The 26999-nt window shown below is 73.3% G+C and carries 1 protein-coding gene; it reads left to right on the top strand.

Annotation, left to right across the window (positions count from 1 at the left end; genetic code table 11):
• The first annotated feature begins 23 nt into the window (after positions 1–23).
• A complete protein-coding gene (locus ABD951_RS24565; protein WP_345351667.1) occupies positions 24–26993 on the top strand; it encodes a non-ribosomal peptide synthase/polyketide synthase in 26970 nt (8989 codons plus the stop codon).
• Positions 26994–26999: the final 6 nt, after the last annotated feature.

Genomic DNA, 26999 nt, shown 5'->3' with positions numbered 1-26999 from the left:
TGTTCCCTTGCGTGAGGATTACGATGAAGGATTCTTCCTCTGTTGATCCCAGCCGAGACGCGACGCAGGCCCGGGAAGCCAGCAGCACACCGACAGGTTCTTCCGGCACGTTCCCGCTGTCCGCCGTGCAGCGGTCCATGTGGTTCTCACAGCAACTCAGCCCGACGGTGCCCACGTTCATCGCCCAGTACGTCGAACTGCACGGCGAGGTGGACCTGTCCCTGCTGCGTGAAGCGGCGGTGACCGCGGCATACGAGTTCCAGTCACCGTTCCTCACGCTCGTCGAGATCGACGGCGAACCGCGGCAGATCGTGGACCCGTCGGTCGGCACACGGGTCGGATTCTTCGACTTCCGGTCCGAACGCGATCCGATGGCGGCCGCGCACGCGTGGATCGACAGCGACTACGTCACCCCGATCCGGTTGACCCGCGACCGGCTGGTCGAGATGACCATCCTGCAGGTCGGGGACCGGGACTACCTGTGGTACACCAGAATTCACCACGTCGCGCTCGACGGTTACAGCGGCATGACGATGGTGAACCGGATCGCGGCGCTGTACACGGCCGCCGCGAAGGGCGTCGAGCCCGAACCGAGCCGCGCACTGGACCTGCGGGAGCTGTACGAACTCGACGTCAAGTACCGCACGTCGACACGCTTCACCGCCGACCGCGAGTACTGGGCCGAACACGTCAAGGGCATCGAGTCCGGGTCGACGCTGGCGCAGCGGGAGGGCCCGGTGGCCGCCCGCAGCCGGCTCGAGAGCGCCGCATTGTCACAATCCGGCATCGACCGGCTCGGCGACTCCGACACCCTGCTCGGCGGCACGTCCGCGGCGGTTCTGATCGCCGGGTTCGCGTGCTACCTCTCGCGGATGACGGGTCACCGCGACGTGCTCGTCAATCTTCCGGTGTCGGCGCGCACCACCGCGCCCCTGCAGCGCTCCGGCGGCATGCTCGTCAACGTCGCGCCGCTGAAGATCACCGTCGCCGACGACGACACCGTCGGCTCCCTGGTGCAGCGGGTGCAGCTCGAACTGATGGGGGCGTTGCGGCACCAGCGGTGCAGCATCGAGGACATCCGCCGTGACGCCGGGCTCGGCGGGGCGCGGCAGGGTCTGACCGGCCCGATGGTCAACGTGATGCTGTTCCGGCAGGAGATCACCCTCGGGTCGGTGGTCGGGGAGTACCACATCGTCACGTCCGGGCCGGTGCAGGACCTGCTGGTGAACATCTACCAGAGTGGTTCCCCGGCGCGGACTCTCGTCGACTTCCGCGGCAACCCCAACCGCTACGGGGCCGACGAGTTGCGCACGCATCACCGGGACTTCGTCGCGCTCACCGAGGAACTCCTCGAGGCCCATCCCGACACCCCGATCGCCTCGATTCACCGCGACAGCGCCGAGGTCGGCGCCGTGCGCCTGCGCGAGAGCGCCGACCTCGACTTCTGGCGCGAGGAACTCGCGGGACTGCCCGCCGCGCCGGTGCTGCCGGGCGCGCACCCGACCCTGCGCCAGCCGGGATACACCACCACGGAGTTCGAGTTCGACGTCCAGGACCAGGTCCCGGTGGCGGCGCTGGCCGCCGACCTCGGCGTGGACACCGCCGCGGTGGTGCACGCCGCGATCGCGCTTCTCGTCGGAAGGCTTACCGGTGCAGACGAATTCGCGATCAGCACGAGCGTCGCCCACGCGGCCGACAAGCCACCCGACGGGCCGGACGCCGCCGCCACGAATGCGGTACCGATCCGCACCGAGTTCTCCCCGGTCGTGACGTTCGCCGATCACGTCCTGCGCACGAGCGCCCGCGAGCGCCGCGCCGCCGCCCACGCCGGCACCCCCTTCCCGCGTCTGGCCGAATCGCTCGACGTTCCCTTCCTGCCGATCGCGATCACCGCACCGGACACCGAACCCGCCGACGCGGACCTGGTCCTGCAGTTCCTGCCCGCCGCGCCCGGTCGGGCGCCGGCGGTCGTCGCACATCACGCCAACGACGTGTTCGAACCGGAGGTCGTCGCCGCCCTGGTCACGCGGCTCCGGCTGGTGCTGTCCGCGGTCACCGCGGATCCCGAGACCCTGTGCGGCGACGTGCCGATCACCTCGGACGCCGAGGCCACGGCCCTGACCCCGGTGTGGGGACCGGAGGCCGTCGCCCCCCGCACCCTGGGCCGGATCCTCGCCGACGCCGCCGCGGCGCAGCCGGATCACGACGCCGTCGTCGCCGGTGACCGGACCGTGACCTATCGGGAGCTCGACCGCCGGTCCCGAGCGCTGGCCGCACGGCTCGTCGCCCGGGGCATCGGACCGGGTTCCGTGGTGGCACTGTCGATCGCCCGGTCCGTCGAGTCGGTGACCGCGCTGTGGGCGGTCGCCAGGAGCGGGGCCGCGTTCGTCCCGGTGGACCCGAACTACCCGCCGGACCGAACCCAGCACATGCTCACCGACTCCGGTGCCGCGCTGGGCCTGACGGTGCGCGCCCACCGGCACCAGCTGCCCGCCGTCGTCGACTGGGTCGACGTCGACGAGCTCGACCTCGACGCACCCGCCGGGGTCGAGGGCACGCCGGTGCACCCGCCCCGGCTCGACGACGCCGCCTATCTGATCTACACCTCCGGCTCCACCGGTGTGCCCAAGGGCGTGGTGGTCACCCACCGTGGCCTGGCGAACTTCGCGGAGGAGCAGCGGCAGCGGTTCGCGGTGACTCCGGACGCGCGGACGCTGCACTTCTCGTCGCCGAGCTTCGACGCGTCGATCCTGGAACTGCTGCTGGCCGTCGGGTCGGCCGCGACGATGGTCGTCGCGCCGCCCACGATCTACGGCGGCGCCGAGTTGACCGCGCTGCTGCGCCGCGAACGCGTGACCCACGCGTTCGTCACCCCGGCCGCGCTGGCATCGGTGGACGCGGACGCGCTGCCGGACCTGGTGTGCGTCGCGACCGGTGGCGACGTCTGCCCGCCGGAACTGGTGCGGCAGTGGGTGACGCCGCCGTCCCCGGGTACCGCGGCGGGCCGGCGCATGTTCAACGCGTACGGACCCACCGAGACGACCGTCGTCGCCGGGATCAGTTCCCCGCTGGCGCCCGGGGCGCCGGTCACGATCGGTGGGCCGTCCCGCGGCAGCGGGTCGATGGTCCTCGACTCGCGTCTGCATCCGGTTCCCGTCGGGGTGACCGGCGAGTTGTACGTCACCGGACCGAGTCTCGCGCGCGGCTACCGGGGCCGGCCCGGCACCACCGCGGAGCGGTTCGTCGCGGACCCGTTCACCGGCGGGCGCATGTACCGCACCGGCGACCTGGTGCGCTGGAACGACGTCGGCGAACTGGAGTACCTGGGGCGCAGCGACTTCCAGATCAAGATCCGCGGCTTCCGGATCGAGCTGGGCGAGATCGACTCGGTGCTGCGGGCCCATCCGACCGTCGCGTTCGCGGTCACCACCGGCCACACCCGCCCGTCCGGCGACGTCGCCCTGGTCGGCTACGTGCGGCCCGCCGCAGGCGCCACCGTCGTCGAGTCGGACCTGCTGGCGCACGCCGCCGAGTCGCTGCCCGCGCACATGGTGCCCGCGACGATCGTCGTGCTCGACGAGATCCCGCTGACGCCGGCCGGGAAGGTGGACCGGAAGTCGTTGCCGCAGCCCCGGTTCGACACCCCGGTCGCCGAGTACCGGCCGCCGCGCACCGACACCGAGACCACGGTCGCGGCGGTGTTCGCGGACGTGCTCGCGGCGCCGCGGGTCGGTGTCGACGACAGCTTCTTCGATCTCGGCGGCGACTCGCTGATCGCGACCCGGGTGGTCGCCCGCACCAACGCCGCCCTCGGCACCTCGCTGGGCGTCCTGGACCTGTTCGAGGCGCCGACCGTCGCCACCCTCGCCGCCCGCGCGGACCGGGCCGCGGCGGCGCCGACGCGACCCGAACTGGCGCCGCGACCGCAGGTCGGCCCGGTGCCGGTGTCGATGGCGCAGCAGCGCATGTGGGTGGTCAACCAGTTCGACACCCGTTCGGCCGTCTACAACATCCCGATCGCGGTGCGCCTGTCCGGCACCCTCGAAGTCGCGGCGCTCACCGCGGCGCTGGGCGACGTGATCGCCCGGCACGAGACGCTGCGCACGGTCTTCCCGAACACCCCGAGCGGACCGGTGCAGCAGGTGCTGCCTGCCGCCGATGTCATCCCGGATCTGACCCCGGTCGACGTCGACGTCGACGAGCTGCGACCTCGGGTGCGCGCGCTGGCGACCGCCGGATTCGACGTGACCGCGACGATCCCGCTCCGCGCCACCCTGCTGCGCGTCTCGGAGTCCACGCACATCCTGGTGCTCGTCGTGCACCACATCGCGGCGGACGGGCTGTCGATGGGCCCGCTCGCCCGGGACGTGCTCACCGCGTACACGGCCCGGGTCGCCGGCGACGCCCCCGACTGGGCGCCGCTGCCGGTCCAGTACTCGGACTACGCGCAGTGGCAACGCGACCTGCTCGGCGACCCCGACGACCCCGACTCCCTGATGGCGCGGCAGCTGCGGTACTGGACCGCGGCGCTGGAGGGCGCACCTGAGGTGCTGGCGCTGCCCGCCGACCGGCCGCGGCCCGCGCGGGCGTCGATGCGCGGCGGGACCGTCGACGTCACCGTCGACCCGGTCCTGCACGGCCGCCTGCAGGACCTGGCGCACGCCCACGGCACCAGCCTGTTCATGGTGCTGCACGCCGCGCTGGCGGTGCTGCTCGCCCGCTCGAGCGGCGACACCGACATCTCGATCGGGTCGCCGGTGTCGGGCCGCGGCGAGGCCGGACTCGACGACCTCGTCGGCATGTTCGTCGGCACGCTGGTGCTGCGCGCGCAGGTCGATCCGGCGGAGCCGTTCACCGCCCTGCTCGACCGGGTCCGCGCCGACGACCTCGCCGCGATGGGGCAGACGGACCTGCCGTTCGAGGCGCTCGTCGACGCGATGCACCCGACCCGCACCACCGCCCACTCGCCGTTGTTCCAGGTGATGCTCGTGCTGCAGGGCGCGGTAGAGGCGCATCTCGAGATGCCCGGCATGACCGCGGACATCCGCGACGTCGACACGGGCACCGCGAAGTTCGACCTGCAGGTGATCGCCACCGAGCACACCGGCGAGGACGGGCGACCCGGCCAGCTGCACACCCAGTTCGCCTACGCCCTGGATCTCTTCGAGCACACCACGATGTCCGCGATGGCCGACCGGTTCCTCCGGCTGCTCGAGGCGGTGGCCGCCGACCCGGCGGCCGTGGTCGGGGACCTGCCGTTCGTCGGCGCCGACGAACGGCGTCGCGTCGTACAGGACTGGAACGACACCGCCGCCGCCGTCCCGGTGGACACCCTGCCCGGACTGCTGCACACGCAGGTCGCCCGCACTCCAGACGCGGTCGCGCTGGTGTTCGGGGACCGCCGCCGCACCTACGCGGAGTTCGCGGAACGCGTCGACCACCTCGCCCGCGTGCTCGTCTCGCGGGGGGTCGGCCCGGAGTCCCGGGTCGCGGTGGCGCTGCGTCGTTCGGAGGAGCTGCTGGTCGCGATCCACGCCGTCGTCCGCGCCGGCGCGGCGTACGTGCCGCTCGACCCGGACCACCCGCCGGCCCGCACCCGGCACGTCCTCGAGAACGCCGAACCGGTGTGCGTGCTCACGACCGCGTCCCACCGACCGGAACTGCCCGAGGGCGTCGACGTGCTCGAGCTGGACGGCCTGGACGGGGTGACGGCACCCGAGGTCACCCTGCCCGTGGTGCGGCCCGACACGGCCGCGTACGTGATCTACACCTCCGGCTCCACCGGCCGGCCGAAGGGTGTCGCCGTCTCGCACCGCGCCATCGTCAACCGGCTGCGGTGGATGCAGGACACCTACCCGCTCGACACCTCCGACGTGGTGCTGCAGAAGACCCCGGTCACGTTCGACGTGTCGGTGTGGGAGCTGTTCTGGCCGCTGATGACCGGCGCCCGCCTGGTCGTCGCCGCCCCCGACGGGCACCGCGACCCCGACTACCTGTCGCGGACCATCGCCGCCGAGCACGTCACGACCGTGCACTTCGTCCCGTCGATGCTCGCGACGTTCCTGTCCGCCGCCCGCCCCGACGACTGCGCCGGGCTGCGGCGGGTGTTCTGCAGCGGTGAGGCGTTGCCGCCCACCACCGCCGAGACGTTCCGCCGGTTGTGCGGTGCCGCCCTGCACAACCTGTACGGCCCGACCGAGGCGGCCGTCGACGTCACCGCGTGGGAGACCTCGGCCGCCGACACGGTCACCGTGCCGATCGGCGCACCGGTGTGGAACACCCGCCTCTACGTCCTCGACTCCCGGCTGCACCCGGTCCCGGTCGGGGTCCGCGGCGAGCTGTACCTCGCCGGCGTGCAGGTCGCGCGCGGCTACGTCGGCCGCCCCGACCTGACCGCCGACCGGTTCGTCGCGGACCCGTTCGGCGGCCCGGGCGAGCGGATGTACCGCACCGGCGACGTGGTCCGCTGGCTGGAGCGGCCCAGCCGGGCCCCCGGCCGGCCCAGCATCGGGGTGCTCGAGTACCTGGGCCGCACCGACTTCCAGGTCAAGCTCCGCGGCCAGCGGATCGAGCTGGGGGAGGTGGAGGCCGCGCTGCTCGCGGCACCGGGGGTCGCGCAGTCCGTGGTCCTCACCCACCGCGACGACATCACCGGCGAGTCGCTGATCGGGTACGTCGTCGCCGAGCCCGGCATCGCCGTCGACCCGGCGGCCGTGCGGGCCGCCGCGGCCGGCGAACTGGCCGCGTACATGGTGCCGGCCCAGATCATCGTCCTCGACGAGTTCCCGCTCGGCCCGTCCGGCAAGCTCGACCGCCGGGCCCTGCCGGAACCCGAATTCCTGGTGTCGTCCGCCGAATTCGTCGGACCCCGCAACCCGGTCGAGGAGATCCTCTGCTCGACCGTCTCCGACCTGCTGTCGATGCCGCGCGACGGTGTCGCCACGATGCGCCGCGTCGGCGTCCACGACAACTTCTTCGACCTCGGCGGAAACTCGCTGATCGCGGCGCGCCTCGTCGCCCGGGCCAACAGCGCCCTGGGCGGGCACATCGGTGTCCGCGAGGTGTTCGACGCGCCGACCGTCGCGACGCTGGCGCTGCGGGTGGAGTCCGGGATCGCGGCCGCGGCGAACCGGCCGCCGTTGCGGGCCGCGGACCGCCCGGACCCGGTGCCGATCGCGTTGGCGCAGCAGCGGATGTGGTTCGTCAACCAGTTCGACACCGCCTCCCCGGCCTACAACATCGCGATCGCGATCCGGCTGTCCGGTGCCCTCGACACGGGGGCCCTGCAGGCCGCGGTCGCGGACGTCCTCGACCGGCACGAGGCGCTGCGCACCCGGTTCCCGCTGGTCGGGCGCGAACCCGCCCAGGAGGTCCTGCCCGCCGACGCGGTGACCCCGGATCTGACGCCGGAGCCGGTGCCTGCCGCGGACCTGCCTGCCCGGATCGCGGAACTGACCGGCACCGGATTCGACGTCACGACCGCGGCGCCGCTGCGGGCCCGGCTGCTGCGCCCGGCCGACGACGAGCACGTCCTGGTCATCGTCGTCCACCACATCAGCGCCGACGGGTTCTCGATGGCCCCGCTGGCCCGCGACGTGATGGCCGCCTACGGCGCCCGCACCGCCGGGCTGGTGCCGCAGTGGACGCCGCTGCCGGTGCAGTACGCCGACTACGCGTTGTGGCAACGCCACGTCCTCGGCGACCCCGGCGACCCGGCCGCACTGATCGCCGAACAGCTGGCGTACTGGACGCGGACCCTCGACGGGCTGCCGGACCTGCTGCCGCTGCCGACGGACCGGCCGCGACCGGCCACCCAGTCGCTCCGCGGCTCCGCGCTCGCCTTCGACATCGGCGCCGACCTGCACCACCGGCTCGTGGCGACCGCCCGTGAACGCGGCACCACCGTGTTCATGGCGATGCACGCCGCACTCGCGGTCCTGCTCGCCCGGTCCACCGGCACCACCGACATCGCCGTCGGCACGCCGATCGCCGGACGCGGCGAACCCGAACTCGACGACATGGTCGGCATGTTCGTCAACACGCTGGTGCTGCGCAGCGAGGTGCCGCCCGAGACGTCGTTCACCGAGCTGCTCACCGCGATCCGGGAGACCGACCTGCAGGCGTTCCACCGCTCCGACCTGCCGTTCGAGCGGCTCGTCGACGCGCTCGCCCCGGAACGCAGCACCGCGCACTCGCCGCTGTTCCAGGTGATGTTCGAGTTCCGCAACAACGAGCGGCCCCGCCTCGAGCTGCCCGGGCTGTCGGTGTCCGCACTGGACCTGGGCACCGAGATCGCGAACTACGACCTGCAGCTGACCTGCACCGAACAGTTCGACGACACCGATGCGCCGGCCGGCATCGCCGCCGGATTCACCTACGCGTCCGACCTGTTCGAACCGGCCACGATCGAGGAACTGTCCCGGCGGCTGCGGCGCGTCCTGGCCGCCGTCACCGCGGACCCCGACGCCCCGGTCGGCGACATCGAGATCCTCGACCCGGCCACCGCGAGCGCACTGACCCCGGTGCCGGGCCCGGACCCGGTACCGCCGCGGATGCTCCCGGACCTGCTGTCCGCGGCGGCGGCCGCGAACCCGGACGGCGTCGCCGTCGTCGCCGAACCGTGGAACGGTTCCGCCGGGGCGGCGCTGTTGGACATCGCCGCCGTCGGCGACGGCGAACTCCGTTACCACCAGCTCGACGAACAGTCGAACCGGTTGGCCCGGATGCTGATCGGGCTCGGCGCCGGACCCGAAACCGTGGTCGCGCTCGCCCTGCCGCGGTCGCTGCCGTCGATCCTCGCGGTGTGGGCGGTCGCCAAGACCGGCGCCGCCTTCGTGCCGGTCGACCCGACGTACCCGCGGAACCGGATCCTGCACATGCTCGAGGACTCCGGTGCGGCGCTGACGGTCACGCTGGCGCAGTACCGGCAGATCGTGCCCGGCGACATCGCGTGCCTGGCGCTCGACGACCAGCTGACCGCCCTCGCCGTCGACGGCATGTCGGCCGCCCCGATCGACGACCGCGACCGGACCGCGCCGCTGCGTCTCGACCACCCGGCCTACCTGATCTACACGTCCGGGTCGACGGGTGTGCCGAAGGGTGTGGTGGTCACCCACCGCGGACTGGCGAACCTCGCCGAGGACGAACGCGTCCGCTTCGGTGTCACCGCGCGGTCGCGGACGCTGCACTTCTCGTCGCCGAGCTTCGATGCGTCGATCCTGGAGCTGCTGCTGGCCGTCGGGTCGGGCGCGACGATGGTCGTCGCGCCCCCGCAGATGTACGGCGGCACGGAACTGACCGCGCTGCTGCGCCGCGAACGCGTCACCCACGCGTTCGTCACCCCGGCCGCGCTGGCGTCGGTGGACCCCGACGACCTGCCCGCCCTCGTCTCCGTCGTCACCGGCGGCGACACCTGCCCGCCGGAACTGGTCCGGCAGTGGACCCGTCCCGGCCGGAGCCTGTTCAACGCGTACGGCCCGACCGAGGCCACCGTCGTCGCGGCCGTGACCGGACCGATGACCCCGGACGTCCCGGTCACGATCGGCCGGCCACCGACCGGTGCCGCGGTCGTCGTCCTCGACGACCGCCTGCACCCGGTGCCGATCGGGGTGACCGGCGAGCTGTACGTCACCGGGCCCGCGGTCGCGCGCGGCTACCGCAACCGCCCCGGCACCACCGCCGAACGGTTCGTCGCCGACCCGTTCACCGGCGGCCGCATGTACCGCACCGGCGACCTGGTCCGCTGGACCGCGGTCCGGGCGGACGAGGCGACCGGGGAGGCCACCGCGGAGCTGGAGTACCTGGGCCGCAGCGACTTCCAGGTCAAGATCCGCGGGTTCCGGATCGAGCTCGGCGAGATCGAGTCCGCGCTGATGCGGCACCCGTCGATCGCCCGCGCCGTGGTGACCGCGCACACCGACGACACCGGCCGCTCCCGGCTCGTCGGCTACGTGGTGCCGGACGAGGCGGTCGCGCCGATCGTCGACGTCGCCGAGGTGCTCACGTTCGCAGGCACCCAGCTCGCGCCGTACATGGTCCCCGCCACCCTGATGGTGCTGACCGAACTGCCCGTCACCCCGGTCGGCAAACTCGACCGTCGCGCGTTGCCTGCACCCGACTTCACCCGACGCACCACCACGCGCCGCGCCCCGACCGGCCCCACCGAGACCGTCCTCGCCGAGCTGTTCGCCGACGTCCTCGGGGTCGACGAGGTCGGCGCCGACGACTCGTTCTTCGCGCTCGGCGGCGACAGCATCATGTCGATCCAGCTCGTCGCCCGCGCCAAGGCGGCCGGGGTGTACCTGTCGCCGCGAGAGGTGTTCGAGCACAAGACCGTTGCCGCACTCGCCGCGGTCGCGCAGACCGGCGACGCCGAGACCGCGGTGCTCGAGGAACTGCCCGGCGGCGGGGTCGGCGACGTGCCGGCGACCCCGATCGTGCGGTGGCTGCTCGAGCGCGCCGGTCACCGGGGCGCGTTCGACCGGATGTCGCAGCCGACGCTGCTGCGCGCGCCGCAGCACCTGACGACGATCGAGCCGCTGATCGCGACCGTGCAGGCCGTGCTCGACCGGCACGACATGCTCCGCGCACGGTTGCGGTACGACGACGACGCCGCAGGCGGGGCGGTGCTCGAGGCGCGCCCGGTGGGGGCGGTCGACGCCGCGACCTGCGTTCGTCGCGTCGCGATCGACGCCGCACCCGGCACCCCCGCGTACACCGACGCGGCCCTCGCGGTCCTCGACGACGCCCAGGACCGACTCGACCCGGCCGGTGGCGTGATGGTCCAGGTGGTGTGGCTCGAGTCCACGACCGGTGAGGACCGTCTGCTGATCGTCGTGCACCACCTGGTGGTCGACGGCGTCTCGTGGCGGGTGCTGGTGCCGGACCTGGCGACCGCGTGGGCGCAGATGACCGCCGGGCAGGCCCCGACCCTGCCCGAGGTCGGCACCTCGATGCGCAGCTGGGCACACGCCCTGGTCGACGCCGCGCCGGGCCGCCGCGACGAACTGGCGTTGTGGCGCGCGGTCCACTCCGGTGCGGACCCGCTGCTGGGGTCGCGGCCGCTCGACCCGGCCGTCGACGTCGAGGACACCGTGCGCCGCGTCACCGTCGCACTGCCCGCCGAGGTGAGTGCCGCGGTGCTGACCACGGTCCCGGACCGCTACCACGGCACCGTCACCGACGGGCTGCTCACCGCGCTGGCGATGGCGCTGACCCGGTGGCGGCGCCGCCACGGGCAGCCCGCCGACGGCGGCACCCTGATCGGAATCGAGGGCCACGGCCGCGAGGACCAGGTTGTCGGCGGCGCGGACCTGTCCCGGACCGTCGGCTGGTTCACCGCCGTCCACCCGCTGCGCCTGCACCTGCCCGACGTCGACCTCGACGACACGTTCGCCGGCGGTCCGGCCGCGGGCGCCGCGATCAAGGCCGTCAAGGAACAGCTGCTCGCGATCCCCGACCACGGCGTCGGTTACGGGATGCTCCGCTACCTCGACCCCGAGGCCGGCGCGGAACTCGCCGACTTCGCCGCCCCGCAGGTCAGTTTCAACTACCTCGGGCGGATCGCCGCCGACCTCACCGAGGAGGGTCCGGCGACGGGGTGGACGCCGTCCGCCGACGTCGACCTGCAGCGCGTCCAGGACCGGGACCTGCCGATCGCGTCGACGCTCGACGTGAACGCCGTCACCACCCTGGTCGGGGACCGCCCGCAGCTGCGGGCGACCTGGGCGTACGCGTCGGGTGTCCTGACCGCCGAGCAGGTCGACGAGATCACCGGCCTGTGGGTCGAGGCGCTGACCGCGCTGGCCCGGCACGCCGCCGGCCCCGACGCCGGCGGACTGACCCCCTCCGACGTCGACCTCGTCGACCTCGACCAGCCGACGATCGACCGGCTCGAGGCCCGCCACCCGGGCCTGCAGGACATCTGGTCGCTCTCGCCGCTGCAGTCCGGACTGCTGTACCACGCCGACGCCGCCCAGACGCCCGGCTCGGTCGGCACCCGCGCGGTCGACTCCTACACCGTGCAGCTGACCCTCGAGGTGCGGGGCGCGGACCCGGCACGCGTGCGGCGGGCCGGGCAGGCGCTGCTGGACCGGCATCCGAACCTGCGGACCGCGTTCGTCACCGACGACGGCGGCCGGCCCGTCCAGATCGTGCACCGCCGGGTCGACCTGCCGTGGGCCGAGGTCGATCTCGGCGATCTGCCCGCCGCCGAGCGGGACCGCGCGCTGGCCCGGCTGACGGACGAGGACCGGGCCCGCGGCTTCGCCATGGACACCGCGCCGCTGCTGCGGATCACGATGGTGCGCACCGGCGCCGACGAGCACCGGATCGTGCTGACCAACCACCACATCCTGCTCGACGGATGGTCGATGCCGCTGGTGCTGCGGGACCTGCTCACCCTGTACGCCACCGACGGCGACGCGGGCCCGCTGCCGCGGGTCCAGCCGTACCGCGACTACCTGACGTGGCTGTCGCGCCGGCCGGTCGAGCAGTCCCTCGCCGCGTGGCAGCAGGCCCTGGCCGGGGCCACCGATCCGACGCTGCTCGATCACGGGACCACGCCCCCCGCGACGGCCGACGAGATCGCCGTCGACCTCGGCACCGACGTCACCTGGGGGCTGCGCGCGCTGTCCCGCGAACGCGACGTCACGATGTCGACGATGATCCGCGCCGCCTGGGGAATCGTGCTGGCGGAGTTGACCGGACGCGACGACGTCGTGTTCGGCGGCACCGTCGCCGGCCGGCCGCCGCAGATCCCCGGCATCGAGTCGATGGTCGGCCTGTTCATCAACACCCTGCCGGTGCGGGTGACCCTCGACCCCCACGACACGCTCGCCGGGCTGCTGGCCCGACTGCAGTCCGAGCAGTCCGCCCTGCTCGACCACCACCACGTCGGGCTCTCCGACATCGTGACCGCCGCCGGGCCGGGTGCCGTGTTCGACACCCTCACCGTGTTCGAGTCGTACCCGATCGACCGGGACGCGCTGACCGCCGACACCGACATCGCCGGCATGCACGTGACCGGCGTCCACGACACCGCGAACGCCGCGCACTACCCGTTGGCGCTGATCGCGGGCGACGACGACGCCCTGACCCTGACGCTGGCGTTCTCGCCGGAACTGTTCGACGCCGCGCTCGTGCACCGGCTGGGGGACCGGATCGCCGGGGTCCTGCGCGCCCTCGTCGACACCCCGGACCTGCCGCTGGCGCGGCTGCGGCTGCTCTCCGACCGCGAACACGCCGACCTGGTCCCGGCGCGCGGTGCCCCCGCCACGCCGCGGCGGACCCTGCCGCAGATCCTCGCCGACGCCGCCGCGATCGACCCCGACGCGATCGCGCTGCGCAGCGGCGACCGGTCGGTCGGCTACCGGGAGCTCGACGAGACGTCGAACCGGCTGGCACGGCTGCTGATCGCCAACGGCGCGGGCCCCGACACGCCCGTCGCGTTGTGCCTGCCGCGGTCGATCGAGTCGGTGACCGCGATGTGGGCGATCACCAAGTCCGGTGCCGCGTTCGTGCCGGTCGATCCCCACTACCCGCCGGACCGGGTCGCGCACATGCTCACCGACTCCGGCGCGGTCCTGGGCGTCACCGACGCGGCCACCGTCGACCGGCTGCCCGGCGAGACGGTCTGGCTCGTCCACGACGCCGCCGACACCGCCGACCTGCTCGCGTCGGTGTCGGCGGCGCCGATCACCGACGCCGACCGCCGGGCGCCGCTGCGGCTCGACCACGCCGCGTACGTCATCTACACCTCCGGGTCGACGGGCACCCCGAAGGGTGTCGTGGTCCCGCACCGCGGCCTCGACAACTTCGCCCACGAACTGCAGCAGCGGATGGGCGCGGACCGGCACAGCCGCACGATGCACTTCGCGTCGCCGAGCTTCGACGGATCGGTCCTCGACTACCTCCTCGCGTTCGGTCCCGGCGCGACGATGGTCATCGTCCCGCCGACCGTGTACGGCGGCGCCGAACTCGCCGACCTGATCGCGCGCGAACACGTCACCCACTCGTTCGTCACCACCGCCGGCCTCGAGTCCGTCGACCCCTCCGGGCTGGACGAGTTCGAGTCGGTCATGGTCGGCGGTGAGGCCTGCCCGCCCGAGCTGGTCGCCCGCTGGGCGGCACCCACCGTGCCGAGTCCCCGAGGAGTCACACCCGGCACCCCGCATCCCCGCCGGTTCTTCAACGGCTACGGACCGACCGAGGCGACGATCATGGTCGCCATCAGCGACCCGTTGGAACCCGGGGAGCGGGTCGGGATCGGCGGACCGCTGCTCGGAGTGTCCGTGGTGGTGCTGGGTTCGCGGCTGCAGCCGGTGCCCGCCGGGGTGCCCGGCGAGCTGTACCTGTGCGGCCCCGGCCTCGCCCGCGGCTACCACGGCCGGCCCGGCTTCACCGCCGGCCGCTTCGTCGCGAACCCGTACGGCGAGCCGGGGGAGCGGATGTACCGCACCGGGGACCTGGTCCGCTGGGCACCGGACCGCACCGGCAGCTACGCGATCGAGTACCTGGGCCGCAGCGACTTCCAGGTCAAGATCCGCGGTTTCCGGATCGAGCTCGGCGAGATCGACTCCGCGGTCGCCGCACACCCGGACATCGACTTCGCGGTCACCGTCGCCCACCAGGTCGGGGGCGACACGCACCTCGCCGCCTACGTCACCACCGCCGACCCCCGCCCGACGGCCACCGCGATCCGCGAGTTCGTCCGCGGCCGGCTGCCCGCCCACATGGTCCCCGAATCCGTCACGTTCCTCGACGCGATCCCGCTGACCCCGGTCGGCAAGCTGGACCGGTCCGCCCTGCCCGCCCCCGATTTCGGTGCGGCACAATATATTCCGCCGTCGACACCGCTCGAACAGACCGTCGCGGACGTGTTCGCCGCCGTCCTCGGACTGGACCGGGTCGGCGCCGACGACGACTTCTTCTCGCTCGGCGGCAACTCGCTGATCGCGACCCGGGTCGCCGCACGGCTCGGCGCCACGCTCGGCACCACCGTCGGCGTGCGGACCCTGTTCGAGGCGGGCACCGTGCGCGACCTGGCGCACGCGCTGGCCGACGTGGACACGGGCGCCGACCGGCCGCCGCTCCTCGCCGGACCCCGACCCGCCCGGCTGCCGCTCTCGCCCGCGCAGCAGCGGATGTGGTTCCTCAACCAGTTCGACACGACCTCGCCCGCGTACAACATCCCCCTGGCGGTCCGGCTGTCCGGCGACCTGGACGTCGACGCCCTCACCGCGGCCCTGCGCGACGTGCAGGAGCGGCACGAGTCGCTGCGCACCGTGTACCCGCTCGGTGCCGACCGCGAACCCGAGCAGGTGATCGTGCCGGTCGACGAGGCGACGACGGAGCTGCCCGTCCACGACGTCACCGAGGCCGACCTGCGGGCCCGCCTGGCGGAGTTCGTGGGGACCGGCTTCGACGTCACCGCCGCGGTCCCGGTCCGGGTCGCCCTGCTGCGCCTCGCGCCCGACGACCACGTACTCGCGATCGTCGTGCACCACATCTGTGCGGACGGCTTCTCGATGGCCCCGCTGGCCCGGGACGTGATGGTGGCCTACCAGGCGCGGGTCGGCGGGGACGCCGCGGTGCGCGACCCCCTGGACGTGCAGTTCGCCGACTTCGCGCTGTGGCAGCGGGACCTGCTCGGCGACGCCGCCGACCCGTCGTCGCGGCACGCGACCGAACTCGCGTTCTGGACCCGGGAACTCGCCGGTCTGCCGGAGGTGCTGGCGCTGCCCACCGACCGGCCGCGGCCCGTCGCACGCACGATGCGCGGCGACCGCGTCCCGCTGCGCATCGACGCAGGCACCCATCGCGCCCTCACCGAGATCGCGCACACCCGCGGGGCGACGATGTTCATGACGATGCACGCCGCGCTGGCGGTGCTGCTGGCGAAGCTCACCGGCACCGACGATCTCGCGATCGGCACCCCGGTCGCCGGCCGCGGAGACGCGGCGCTCGACGAGATGGTCGGCATGTTCGTCGGCACACTCGTGCTGCGCAGCCCGGTGCCGCCGGAGCAGTCGTTCCGGGACCTGGTCGGGGACCTGCGGGCCCGCGACGTCGCCGCGTTCGAGAACACCGACCTGCCGTTCGAGGTGCTGGTCGACGAGCTCGCCCCGGACCGCTCCACCAGCCACACGCCGCTGTTCCAGGTGCTGATCGAGTTCCAGAACAACGAACTGCCGTCGTTCGCGCTGCCCGGGCTGACGGTCACGGCGGTCGAGCCGGACCTGCCGGTCGCGAAGTTCGACCTGCAGCTGACCCTGGCCGAGTCGTTCGCCGCGGACGGCAGCCCCGCCGGGATGACCGGCGCCCTGACCTACGCGACCGACGTCTTCGACGCCCGGACCGCGGCCACGATCGCGGACCGCTTCGGCCGCCTGTTGACGGACGTCAACAGGCACCCGGATCGTCCGGTCGGCGACCTCGACCTGTGCACGGACACCGAACGCGACGCGATGGTGACCGAGTGGAACCTGCCCGGCAGGAGCGCCCCGGCGATCACCCTCGCCGACGCGTTCGCCGCGGCCGCGGCCGCCACCCCGGACGCGCCCGCCGTGACGTTCGGCGAGGACACCGTCTCGTACGCGGATCTCGCCGCGCGCGCGAACCGCCTCGCCCGCGTGCTGATCGACCTCGGCGCCGGGCCGGAAACCCTGGTGGCGGTGGCGCTCCCACGCGGCATCGACCTGGTGGTGGCGCTGCTCGCGGTGGTCGAGTCCGGCGCCGGCTACCTGCCCCTCGACGTCAGCTACCCGCCGGACCGGTTGGCGTTCATGCTCGCCGACGCCGGGCCGGTGTGCACCCTCTCGGTCGCCTCCGACGTCGACCGGGTCCCCGACAGCGACGTGCCGACCGTCCTGCTCGACGACCCGGACGTCGGCGCACGACTCGCGGCCGCGTCACCCGCACAAGTCACCGACGCCGACCGGACCGCACCGCTGACCCCGGCCGCGACCGCGTACGTCATCTACACCTCCGGCTCCACCGGCCGCCCCAAGGGCGTCCTCGTGGGCCACCGCAACGTGATGACGCTGTTCGAGAACACCCGCGACACCTTCGATTTCGGGTCCGCGGACGTGTGGACGATGTTCCACTCGTACGCGTTCGACTTCTCGGTGTGGGAACTGTGGGGTCCGCTGCTGCACGGCGGCCGGCTCGTCGTCGTCGACCACGACACCGCCCGCTCCCCGGAGCAGTTCCTCGACCTGCTCGAACGGGAACGGGTCACCGTCCTCAACCAGACCCCGACCGCGTTCTACCAGCTCGCGGAGGCGGACCGGGCGGCGGGCGGCGCCGACCTGCTCACCGCGCTGCGGTATGTGATCTTCGGCGGCGAGGCCCTGGACTTCGCGCAGCTCGGCCGGTGGTACGCGCGGCACGACTCGCAGGCGCCGGAACTGGTGAACATGTACGGCATCACCGAGACGACGGTGCACGTCACCCGGCTGCCGCTCACCGCGGAACTCGCGGCGTCGTCGTCGGCGAGCATCGTCGGCCGGGCGATCCCCGCGTTGCGGGTGACGATCCTGGACCGGCGCCTGCGCCCGGTTCCGCCCGGCGTGGTCGGCGAGATGTACGTCAGCGGCGACCAGGTCACCCGCGGCTACCTGGGCCGGCCCGACCTGACCGCGGCCCGGTTCGTCGCCGACCCGTCCGGCGTCCCCGGCGCGCGGATGTACCGCACCGGCGACCTGGCCCGCTGGAACCACCGCGGACAGCTCGAATACCTGGGCCGCAGCGACATGCAGGTCAAGATCCGCGGCTTCCGGATCGAACTCGGCGAGATCGAGGCCGCCGCACTGCGGTTCCCGGGGGTCGCGGCCGCGGTCGCGGCCGTCCACGACGACGGCGCCGGCCGCACCCGCCTGGTCGGGTACGTGGTCCCCGAACCGGGTGCCGCGCTCGACCGCGTCGGGCTGCGCGAGCACCTCGCCGCGGACCTGGCCTCGCACATGGTGCCTGCCGCGTTCGTCGAACTGGACCGGCTGCCGCTGACCGCGAACGGCAAACTCGACCGGAAGGCGTTGCCGGAACCGGACTTCGGGGAATTCGCGGGAGCCGGGCGCGCCCCGGCGTCCGAGGCCGAGGCGACGCTCGCCGCCCTGTTCGCCGAGGTGCTCGGCGTCGACCAGGTCGGCGTCGACGACGCGTTCTTCGCGCTCGGCGGCGACAGCATCATGTCGATCCAGCTCGTCGCCCGCGCCAAGGACGCCGGTCTGCTGCTCACGCCGCGGCAGGTGTTCGAACACAAGACCGTCGCCGCGCTCGCGACGGTCGCCGAACACACCACCGACACCGGGCCGGTTCTCGAGGAGTTGCCGGGCGGCGGCGTCGGCGAGTTCCCGGCCACCCCGATCGTGCGCTGGCTGCTCGACCGCGCCGGCGACGGGGACCTGGGCCGCTACACGCAGACCGCGCTGCTGACCCTGCCCGCCGGCGCCGACCGCGACCGGCTCGAACGCACCCTCGGCGCGGTCCTGGACCGGCACGACATGCTGCGCGCCCGCCTGGACCGCGACACCGCGACGGTGACGGTGGCCGCACCGGGGACCGTCGACCCGGCCGCGCTGCTGACCCGGATCCCGGTCGCCTCGGTCACCGGCCCGGAGTTCGAGCGGCGCGCGTCCGAGGCCCTCGCCGACGCCGCCGGCCGGCTCCGCCCCGACGCCGGAATCATGCTGCAGGCGGTGTGGTTCGAACCGCCCGCCGGTCCCGGCCGACTGCTGCTGGTCGTGCACCACATCGCCGTCGACGGCGTGTCGTGGCGGGTGCTGGTGCCGGATCTGGCGATCGCGTGGGCGCGGCTCACGGAGGCGGCGGCCACCGACGCTGCCGCCGACCTCGACCTGCCGGGGGTCGGCACGTCGGTGCGCCGCTGGGCGCACGCGCTCGCCGACATCGACCGCAGCGACGAGATCGACTACTGGCGTGGCGTTCTCGCCGGGCCCGACCCGGTGCTCGGGTCCCGCCCCCTCGACCTGGACGTCGACGTGGCCGGCACGACCCGGCGGGTCCGCGTCGAGGTGCCGCCCGACGTCACCGAGTCGCTGCTGACCGCGGTACCGGAGTCGTTCCGCGGCGGTGTCGGCGACGGACTGCTGGCCGGATTGGCGCTCGCCCTGACCCGGTGGCGCGCCGACCGCGGCGAGACCCACACCGACGCGCTGGTCTCCCTCGAGGGCCACGGCCGCGAGGAGCAGGCGGTGGCCGGCGCGGACCTGGCCCGCACCGTCGGCTGGTTCACGACGATCCATCCCGTCCGCCTCGACCTGACCGGAATCGACCTCGACGAGGCGTTCGACGCGGGACCCGCCGCCGGCGCCGCGATCAAGGCCGTCAAGGAACAACTGCTCGCCGTTCCCGGCCACGGCATCGGGTTCGGCCTGCTGCGCTATCCGGCCGCCGGCGACTCGGCACTGGCAGGCACCCGCACCCCGCAGGTCAGCTTCAACTACCTCGGCCGCCTCGCGGGTGGCCGGCCGCTCCCGGACGACGCCGGCTGGATGCCCGTCACCGACGTCGACCTCGACGACACTCCCGGCCCCGACCTGCCGGTCGCGTCGGTCCTCGACGTCAACGCCGTCACCCTCGCGGGCCCCGACGGCCCGCGCCTGCGCGCCACCTGGGACTTCCCGGCCGGGGTGCTGTCGGCGGAGGAGGTCACCCTGCTCGCCGACCTGTGGGTCGAGGCACTGACCGCGGTCGCGCGGCACGCCGCCGATCCCGACTCCGGTGGTCTGACCCCGTCCGACGTGGACCTCGTCGACCTCGACCAGCCCGCGATCGACCGGCTCGAGACCCGCTACCCGGACCTGTCCGAGATCTGGTCGCTCGGGCCGCTGCAGTCCGGGCTGCTGTTCCACACCCGGCTCACCGAGCACACCGTCGACCCGTACGTCGTGCAGTTGACGATCGACCTGAGCGGCATCGTCGACCCGGACCGGCTGCGGCGCGCCGGGCAGGCCCTGCTCGACCGGCACCCGAACCTGCGGGCCGCGTTCACGCAGGACGGCGACCACGGTGCGGTGCAGGTCGTTCCCGCGCATGCGCGGTTGCCGTGGACGCACGCGGACCTGTCCGCGCTCGACCGCGACGCCGCGGACGCCGAGTTCGGCGCGATCCTCGACGCCGACCGGACCGCCGGATTCGACATGACCGTGCCGCCGCTGCTGCGGATGCTGCTGGTGACGATGGCACCGGGGGAGTACCGGCTGGTCCTGACCAACCACCACATCCTCCTCGACGGCTGGTCGATGCCGCTGATCGTGCGGGACCTGCTCACGCTGTACGCCACCGACGGTGACGCGTCGAATCTGCCGCGGGTGCGCTCGTACCGCGACTACCTGCGGTGGCTCGCCGGCCGGGACCTGAGCGCGTCGGCGTCCGTGTGGCGCGAGACCCTCGGCGACCTGACCGACCCGACGCTGCTCGTTCCGGCCGAGCCCGGGCAGCCTGCTCCAGCGGGGTCCCGCGAGTACGGGGTGGATCTCGGCGTCGACGACTCCGCCCGGCTGCGTGAGCTCGCCCGCGGGCGCGGGATCACCGTCAACACCGTCGTGCAGGCCGCCTGGGGTGTCGTGCTCGGCGCGCTGACCGGCCGGGACGACGTCGTGTTCGGCGCCACCGTCTCCGGACGGCCGCCGCAGATCCCCGGCATCGAGTCGATGGTCGGCCTGTTCATCACCACCATCCCGGTGCGCGTCACCCTCGACCCGCACCTGACCCTCGGTGGACTCCTCGACCGTCTGCAGGCGGACCAGGCCACCCTGCTCGATCACCACCTGCTCGGCCTGCCCGCGATCCAGAAGGCCGCCGGGCCGGGGTCGGTGTTCGACACGCTGACCGTGTTCGAGTCGTACCCGATCGACCGGGCCGGGCTCACCGAGGACACCGACATCGCCGGGCTGCGCGTCGCCGGGATCGGCGGCCGCGACTCGGCGCACTACCCGCTCGCCCTGGTCGCCTCCGAAAGCGACCGGCTGCACCTGAAGTTCGAGTTCTCGGACGCGTTCGGGCGCGGCGAGGTGGCGCGGATCGCGGACCGGGTGCAGCGGGTGCTGGCACTGTTCGCCGACCGACCCGACGTCCGGGTGTCGCAGGCCCACGCCCTCGACGCCGTCGAACGCGCCGACCTGCTGCCCGTCGCAGGCACCGCGGGCGCGTCCGAGCGCATCCTGCCGCAGATCCTCACCGACGCGGCCGCGCTCGACCCCGATGCGATCGCGTTGACCGCCGACGGCGTCACGGTCACCTACCGGGAACTCGACGAACGCTCGAACCAGTTGGCGCGGGTGCTGATCGCGCTCGGTGCCGGACCGGAGTCGTTCGTCGCCCTGGGCATCGCCCGCTCGATCTCCTCGGTGCTGTGCATGTGGGCGGTCGCGAAGACCGGGGCGGCGTTCGTGCCCGTCGACCCGAACTACCCGCCGGAGCGGATCACGCACATGCTCACCGATTCCGGTGCCACCGTCGGGCTCGCGCTCACCGCGCACCGCGGCCGGTTGCCCGATTCGGTGCCGTGGCTCTACCTGGACGCCCCGGCGTTCGCGGAGCGGTGCGCCACCCGCTCCGCCGCGCCGATCACCGACGCCGACCGGGTCGCCCCGATCGCGCTGACGAACGCCGCGTACCTGGTGTACACGTCCGGATCGACCGGCACCCCGAAGGGCGTCGTCGTCACCCACACCGGCCTCGACAACTTCGCCCACGACCAGATCGCCCGGTTCGGCGCGGCGCCCGGCTCCCGGACCCTGCACTTCTCCACCCCGAGCTTCGACGGGTCGGTGTTCGAATACCTGCAGGCGTTCGGTGCCGGCGCGACGATGGTGATCGCGCCGCCGACCGTGTACGGCGGCTCCGAACTCGCGCAGCTGATCAAGTCCGAACACGTCACCCACGCGTTCGTGACGACGGCGGCGCTGGCGACCGTCGACCCGGACGGGCTCGACGAGTTCGCGCACGTCGTGTTCGGCGGCGAGGCGTGCCCGCCGGAACTGGTGACCCGCTGGGCCGCACCGACCCTCCCGAGCACCCGAGGCGGGGGGAGGCTGCTGCACAACGCGTACGGCCCGACCGAGACGACGGTGATGTCGAACATCAGCGCGCCGATGAACCCGGACCTGCCGATCACCCTCGGCGGCCCGATCCGCGGCGTCCAGGAGCTGGTCCTCGGCTCGCACCTGCAGCCGGTACCGGTCGGCGCACCCGGCGAGCTGTACATCTGCGGCGTCGGCCTGGCCCGCGGCTACCACAACCGTCCCGGCTTCACCGCGAGCCGGTTCGTCGCGAACCCGTACGCGCCGGGGGAGCGGATGTACCGCACCGGCGACGTCGTCCGGTGGACGCGCACCGCCGACACCGGCGACTACGCACTCGAGTACCTCGGGCGCAGCGACTTCCAGGTCAAGATCCGCGGCTTCCGCATCGAGCTCGGCGAGATCGACACCGCGATCATGGCGCAGCCCGGGGTCGGGTTCGCCGTCACGGTCGCCGTCGCCGGCCCGTCCGGGGACACCGCGCTCGCCAGTTACGTGCTGCCCGCGACCGCGCACCGGGTCGACGCGGCCGAACTGACGACGGCGCTGGCGCACCGGCTGCCCGGCCACATGGTCCCGACCAGCATCACCATCCTCGACGAGATCCCGCTGACCCCGGTCGGCAAGCTGGACCGCGCCGCGCTGCCGGAGCCGGCGTTCACCGCCCCCGCCGGCGAGTACACGCCGCCGGCCACCGCGCTCGAACGGGCGGTCGCGGCGGTCTTCGCCGAGGTCCTCGGGGTCGAGCGGGTCGGCGCCCTGGACGACTTCTTCGACATCGGAGGCAACTCCCTGATCGCGACGCGGGTCACCGCCCGGCTGGCGTCCGCCCTCGGCGTCACCGTCGGGGTGCGTGCCCTGTTCGAGGCGCCGACGGCCCGGTCCCTCGCGCGCTGGGTCGACGCGAGCGGGCGCGACCACGACCGGCCGGCGCTGACGGCCGGGCCGCGACCGGACCGCGTCCCGATCTCGCTCGCGCAGCAGCGGATGTGGTTCCTCAACCAGTTCGACACCACCTCGCCGGCCTACAACATCCCGCTGGCGGTGCGGTTGACCGGCGACCTCGACGTGACCGCGCTGCACGCCGCCGTCGCCGACGTCCTCGACCGGCACGAGTCGCTGCGGACCGCGTTCCCGGTCGTCGACGGTCAGCCGACGCAGCAGATCCTGCCGACCGCCGACGCCCTGGCCGACTTCTCCGAGGTCGAGGTGCCCGAACGCGAACTGTCCCCGCGGATCGCCGAATTCGCCTCCCGCGGTTTCGACGTCACCGCCGGAGCACCGATCCGGGCCGCGGTGTACCGCGTCGCGCCGCGCGAGCACGCACTCGTGATGGTGGTGCACCACATCTGCGCGGACGGCTTCTCGCTCGCGACACTGGCCCGCGACGTGATGACCGCGTACGCGGCGCGCAGTGCCGGCGACGCACCGCGGTGGAGCCCGCTGCCCGCCCAGTACGCGGACTTCACCCTGTGGCAGCATCGGGTGCTCGGCTCCGAGGACGACGAACGGTCCCTGATCAACCGGCAGTGGCGGTTCTGGCATGACGCCCTCGACGGGCTGCCGGACGTGATCGCGCTGCCCACCGACCGGCCGCGGCCGCTGCAGCAGACGATGCGCGGCGATCGGGTCGAGTTCACCGTCCCCGCCGACGTGCATCGCGCCCTCACCGAGCTGGCCCGCGGCCAGGGCGCCACCGTCTTCATGGCCGTGCACGCCGCGTACGCGTTGATGCTGGCGCGGCTCGGCGACACCGACGACATCGCGATCGGGACCCCGATCGCGGGCCGCGGCGACGCCGCGCTCGACGAGATGATCGGCATGTTCGTCGGCACCCTGGTGCTGCGCACCCGGATCGACGCGTCGGCGTCGTTCACCGAACTGCTCCGCGACGTCCGCGATTTCGACCTGGACGCGTTCGCGCACGCGGACCTGCCGTTCGAACTGCTCGTCGAGAAGATCAACCCGCCGCGGTCGACGGCGTACTCGCCGCTGTTCCAGGTGTCCCTCGAATTCCAGAACACCGAGTCGCCGCGACTGGACCTGCCCGGCCTGACCGCGGAGGCGCTGGACCTGTCGACGCGCGTGGCGAAGGAGGACCTGGAGCTGATCCTCGCCGAACGCTTCGACGAGGACCGGAATCCGGCCGGGATGACCGCCGCGTTCGACTTCGCCACCGACCTGTTCGACCCGCCGACGATCCGCGCACTCGCCGACCGGTTCCTCCGGATCCTGCGTGCGGTCACCACCGACCCGGCCGGGGCGGTCGGCGACGTCGGCATCCTCGGCGCCACCGAACTCGCCGAGTACGCACCCGCCCACGGCCGTGCCGGCCGGACGCCGCGGCTGTGGCCGGACCTGCTCTCGGACGCGGCCCGGATCGAGCCGGACGCGGTCGCGATGACGTTCGAGGGCCGCCGGGTCAGCTACCGCGAACTCGACGACCGCTCGAATCGTCTGGCGCGCGCCCTGATCGCCCGCGGAGTCGGACCGGAGACGTTCGTCGCGCTCGGCCTGTCCCGCTCCCTGGAGGAGATCACCGCGATCTGGGCGGTCGCGAAGGCGGGCGCCGGGTTCGTGCCCGTCGACCCGACCTACCCGAGCGAGCGCATCGAGTACATGCTGCGTGACTCCGCCGCGATCCTCGGCCTGACCGTCCCCGGCCGGCGCGACCGGCTCCCGGACACGGTGCCGTGGCTGGTCCTCGACGAGGACGTCGACCGCGAGCTGGCGTCGATCTCCGCCGCACCCGTCACCGACGCCGACCGCGCCACCCCGCTGCACCTGGCGCACCCGGCGTACCTGATCTACACGTCGGGCTCCACCGGCCTGCCGAAGGGTGTCATCGTCACCCACCGGGGCATCGCGAACCTCACCGCCGAGGAACACGACCGCTTCAAGGTGGTGCCGCAGTCTCGGGTCTCGCACCTGGCGTCGCCGAGCTTCGACGCATCGGTGTTCGAGCTGATGATGGCCTTCAGCGCCGGCGCCCGCGTCGTGATCGTCCCGCCGACCGTCTTCGGCGGCACCGAGCTCGCCGACCTGCTCCGCCGCGAGGGCGTCACCCACGCGTTCATCACCCCGACCGCGTTGTCGTCGATGGAGGACGTCGGGCTCGGGCAGCTGAAGGTCCTCGCGGTCGCGGGTGAGGCCTGCCCGCCCGAACTGGTCGCCAAGTGGGCTGCGCCGAAATCCCCGAGTTCCGGGGAGCCGGGCCGTCGGATGTTCAACGGCTACGGCCCCACCGAGACGACCATCCAGGCCAGCGTCAGCGACGCGATGAGCGCCGGCGAGGTCGTCAACATCGGCCGCCCGGCGACCGGGTTCGAGGAGATGATCCTCGACACCCGCCTGCAGCCGGTCCCGGTCGGCGTTCCCGGCGAGCTGTACATCTCCGGGCCGGGCCTGGCCCGCGGCTACCACCACCGCCCGGGCCTGACCGCCGGCCGGTTCGTCGCCAACCCGTTCGGCGATCCCGGCGCCACGATGTACCGCACCGGCGACATCGTGCGGTGGCGGATGCCCCACGGCGACGGTCCGAGGGCGGCCGGGGACGGCGAGGCGACGAGATACGTCGTGGAGTACCTGGGCCGCAGCGACTTCCAGGTCAAGGTCCGCGGGTTCCGCATCGAGCTCGGCGAGATCGACACCGTCCTCGCCGGGCACCCGGCGATCACGTTCGCCGCGACGATCGGCTACACCGCGCCGTCCGGGGCGACGATGCTCGCCGCCTACGTGGTCGGCACCGACGGGATCAGCCCGGATCCGGGGGAGATCCGCGCCTACGCCGCCGCCCGGCTGCCGGCACACATGGTGCCCGCGGCGGTGACGGTCCTGGACCGGGTGCCGATGACCCCGGTCGGCAAGCTCGACCGCCGGGCCCTGCCCGCACCGGAGTTCGGGTCCCGCGCCGACCTGTACCAGCCGCCGCGGACCGCGACCGAACGCACCGTCACGGACGTGTTCGAACGGGTGCTCGGCGTGGACCGGGTCGGCGTCGCGGACAGCTTCTTCGATCTCGGCGGAAACTCCATCGTCGCGACGCAGCTGGTCGCCGAGATCCAGTCCCGGCTCGGGTTGCGGCTGCCGCTGCAGGCGGTGTTCCTGGATCCGACGCCGCGGGGCATCGCCCTCGCCCTCGACGAGCCCGGTCGGGCGGCGCCGGTGGACGAGGCGCTGAGTGTCGTGATCCCGCTGCGCACCCAGGGCAGCAAGTCGCCGCTGTTCTGCATCCACCCCGGGATCGGGCTGTCGTGGGGCTACGCCGGCCTGATCCGGCATCTGTCCGGCGACCGTCCCGCGTACGGTCTGCAGCTGCCCGTCATCAGCGGCGGACCGCACTTCACGTCGGTTCGGGAACTCGCGCACCGTTACGTGCAGGAAATGGTCGCGGTGCAGGCGCACGGCCCGTACCACCTGCTCGGCTGGTCGCTCGGCGGCGTCCTCGCCCACGCGATCGCGGTGGAACTGCGCGCCCGCGGCGAGCAGGTCGCGACGCTGGCGATCATGGACAGCTACGTCGGGTTCGACGAGGACACCCCCGACAGCCTGACCGTCGGGGAGTTGCTGCACGGTCTCGGTCTCGACCTGCCGGATGCGAACGGCGCCGCCCTGACGTACGAGCGGGCCGTCGAGCTGCTCGACGAGTCCTTCGGGCAGAGCACCGGCCTGACCGCCGACCACCTGCAGCGGATCAACGCCGGCTTCACCGATTCGGCCCGGATCATGCGCAGCTTCACCCCCGACGTGTTCGACGGCGACATGCTGTTCTTCCGCGCCGCCCGGTCGGCCGACGGCGACCACTCGCCGCAGGAGTGGCGGGACGCCGTCACCGGCGGCATCCGCGAGGTCGAGGTGGACTGCGAACACAACCAGATGATCGAACCCGACGTCCTCGCCGTCGTCGGCCCCGTCCTCGACGAGTACCTGACCGCCCACCGGGGGTAGCGGCGA

The sequence above is a fragment of the Rhodococcus olei genome (genome assembly GCF_039540555.1).
GTDB lineage: Bacteria > Actinomycetota > Actinomycetes > Mycobacteriales > Mycobacteriaceae > Rhodococcus_G > Rhodococcus_G olei.
This window is presented reverse-complemented; position numbering and strand designations above follow the sequence as displayed.

Coding starts and splice junctions, on each gene's coding strand:
- ABD951_RS24565 (WP_345351667.1), top strand. CDS start 24: ATGAAGGATTCTTCCTCTGTTGATCCCAGCCGAGACGCGACGCAGGCC.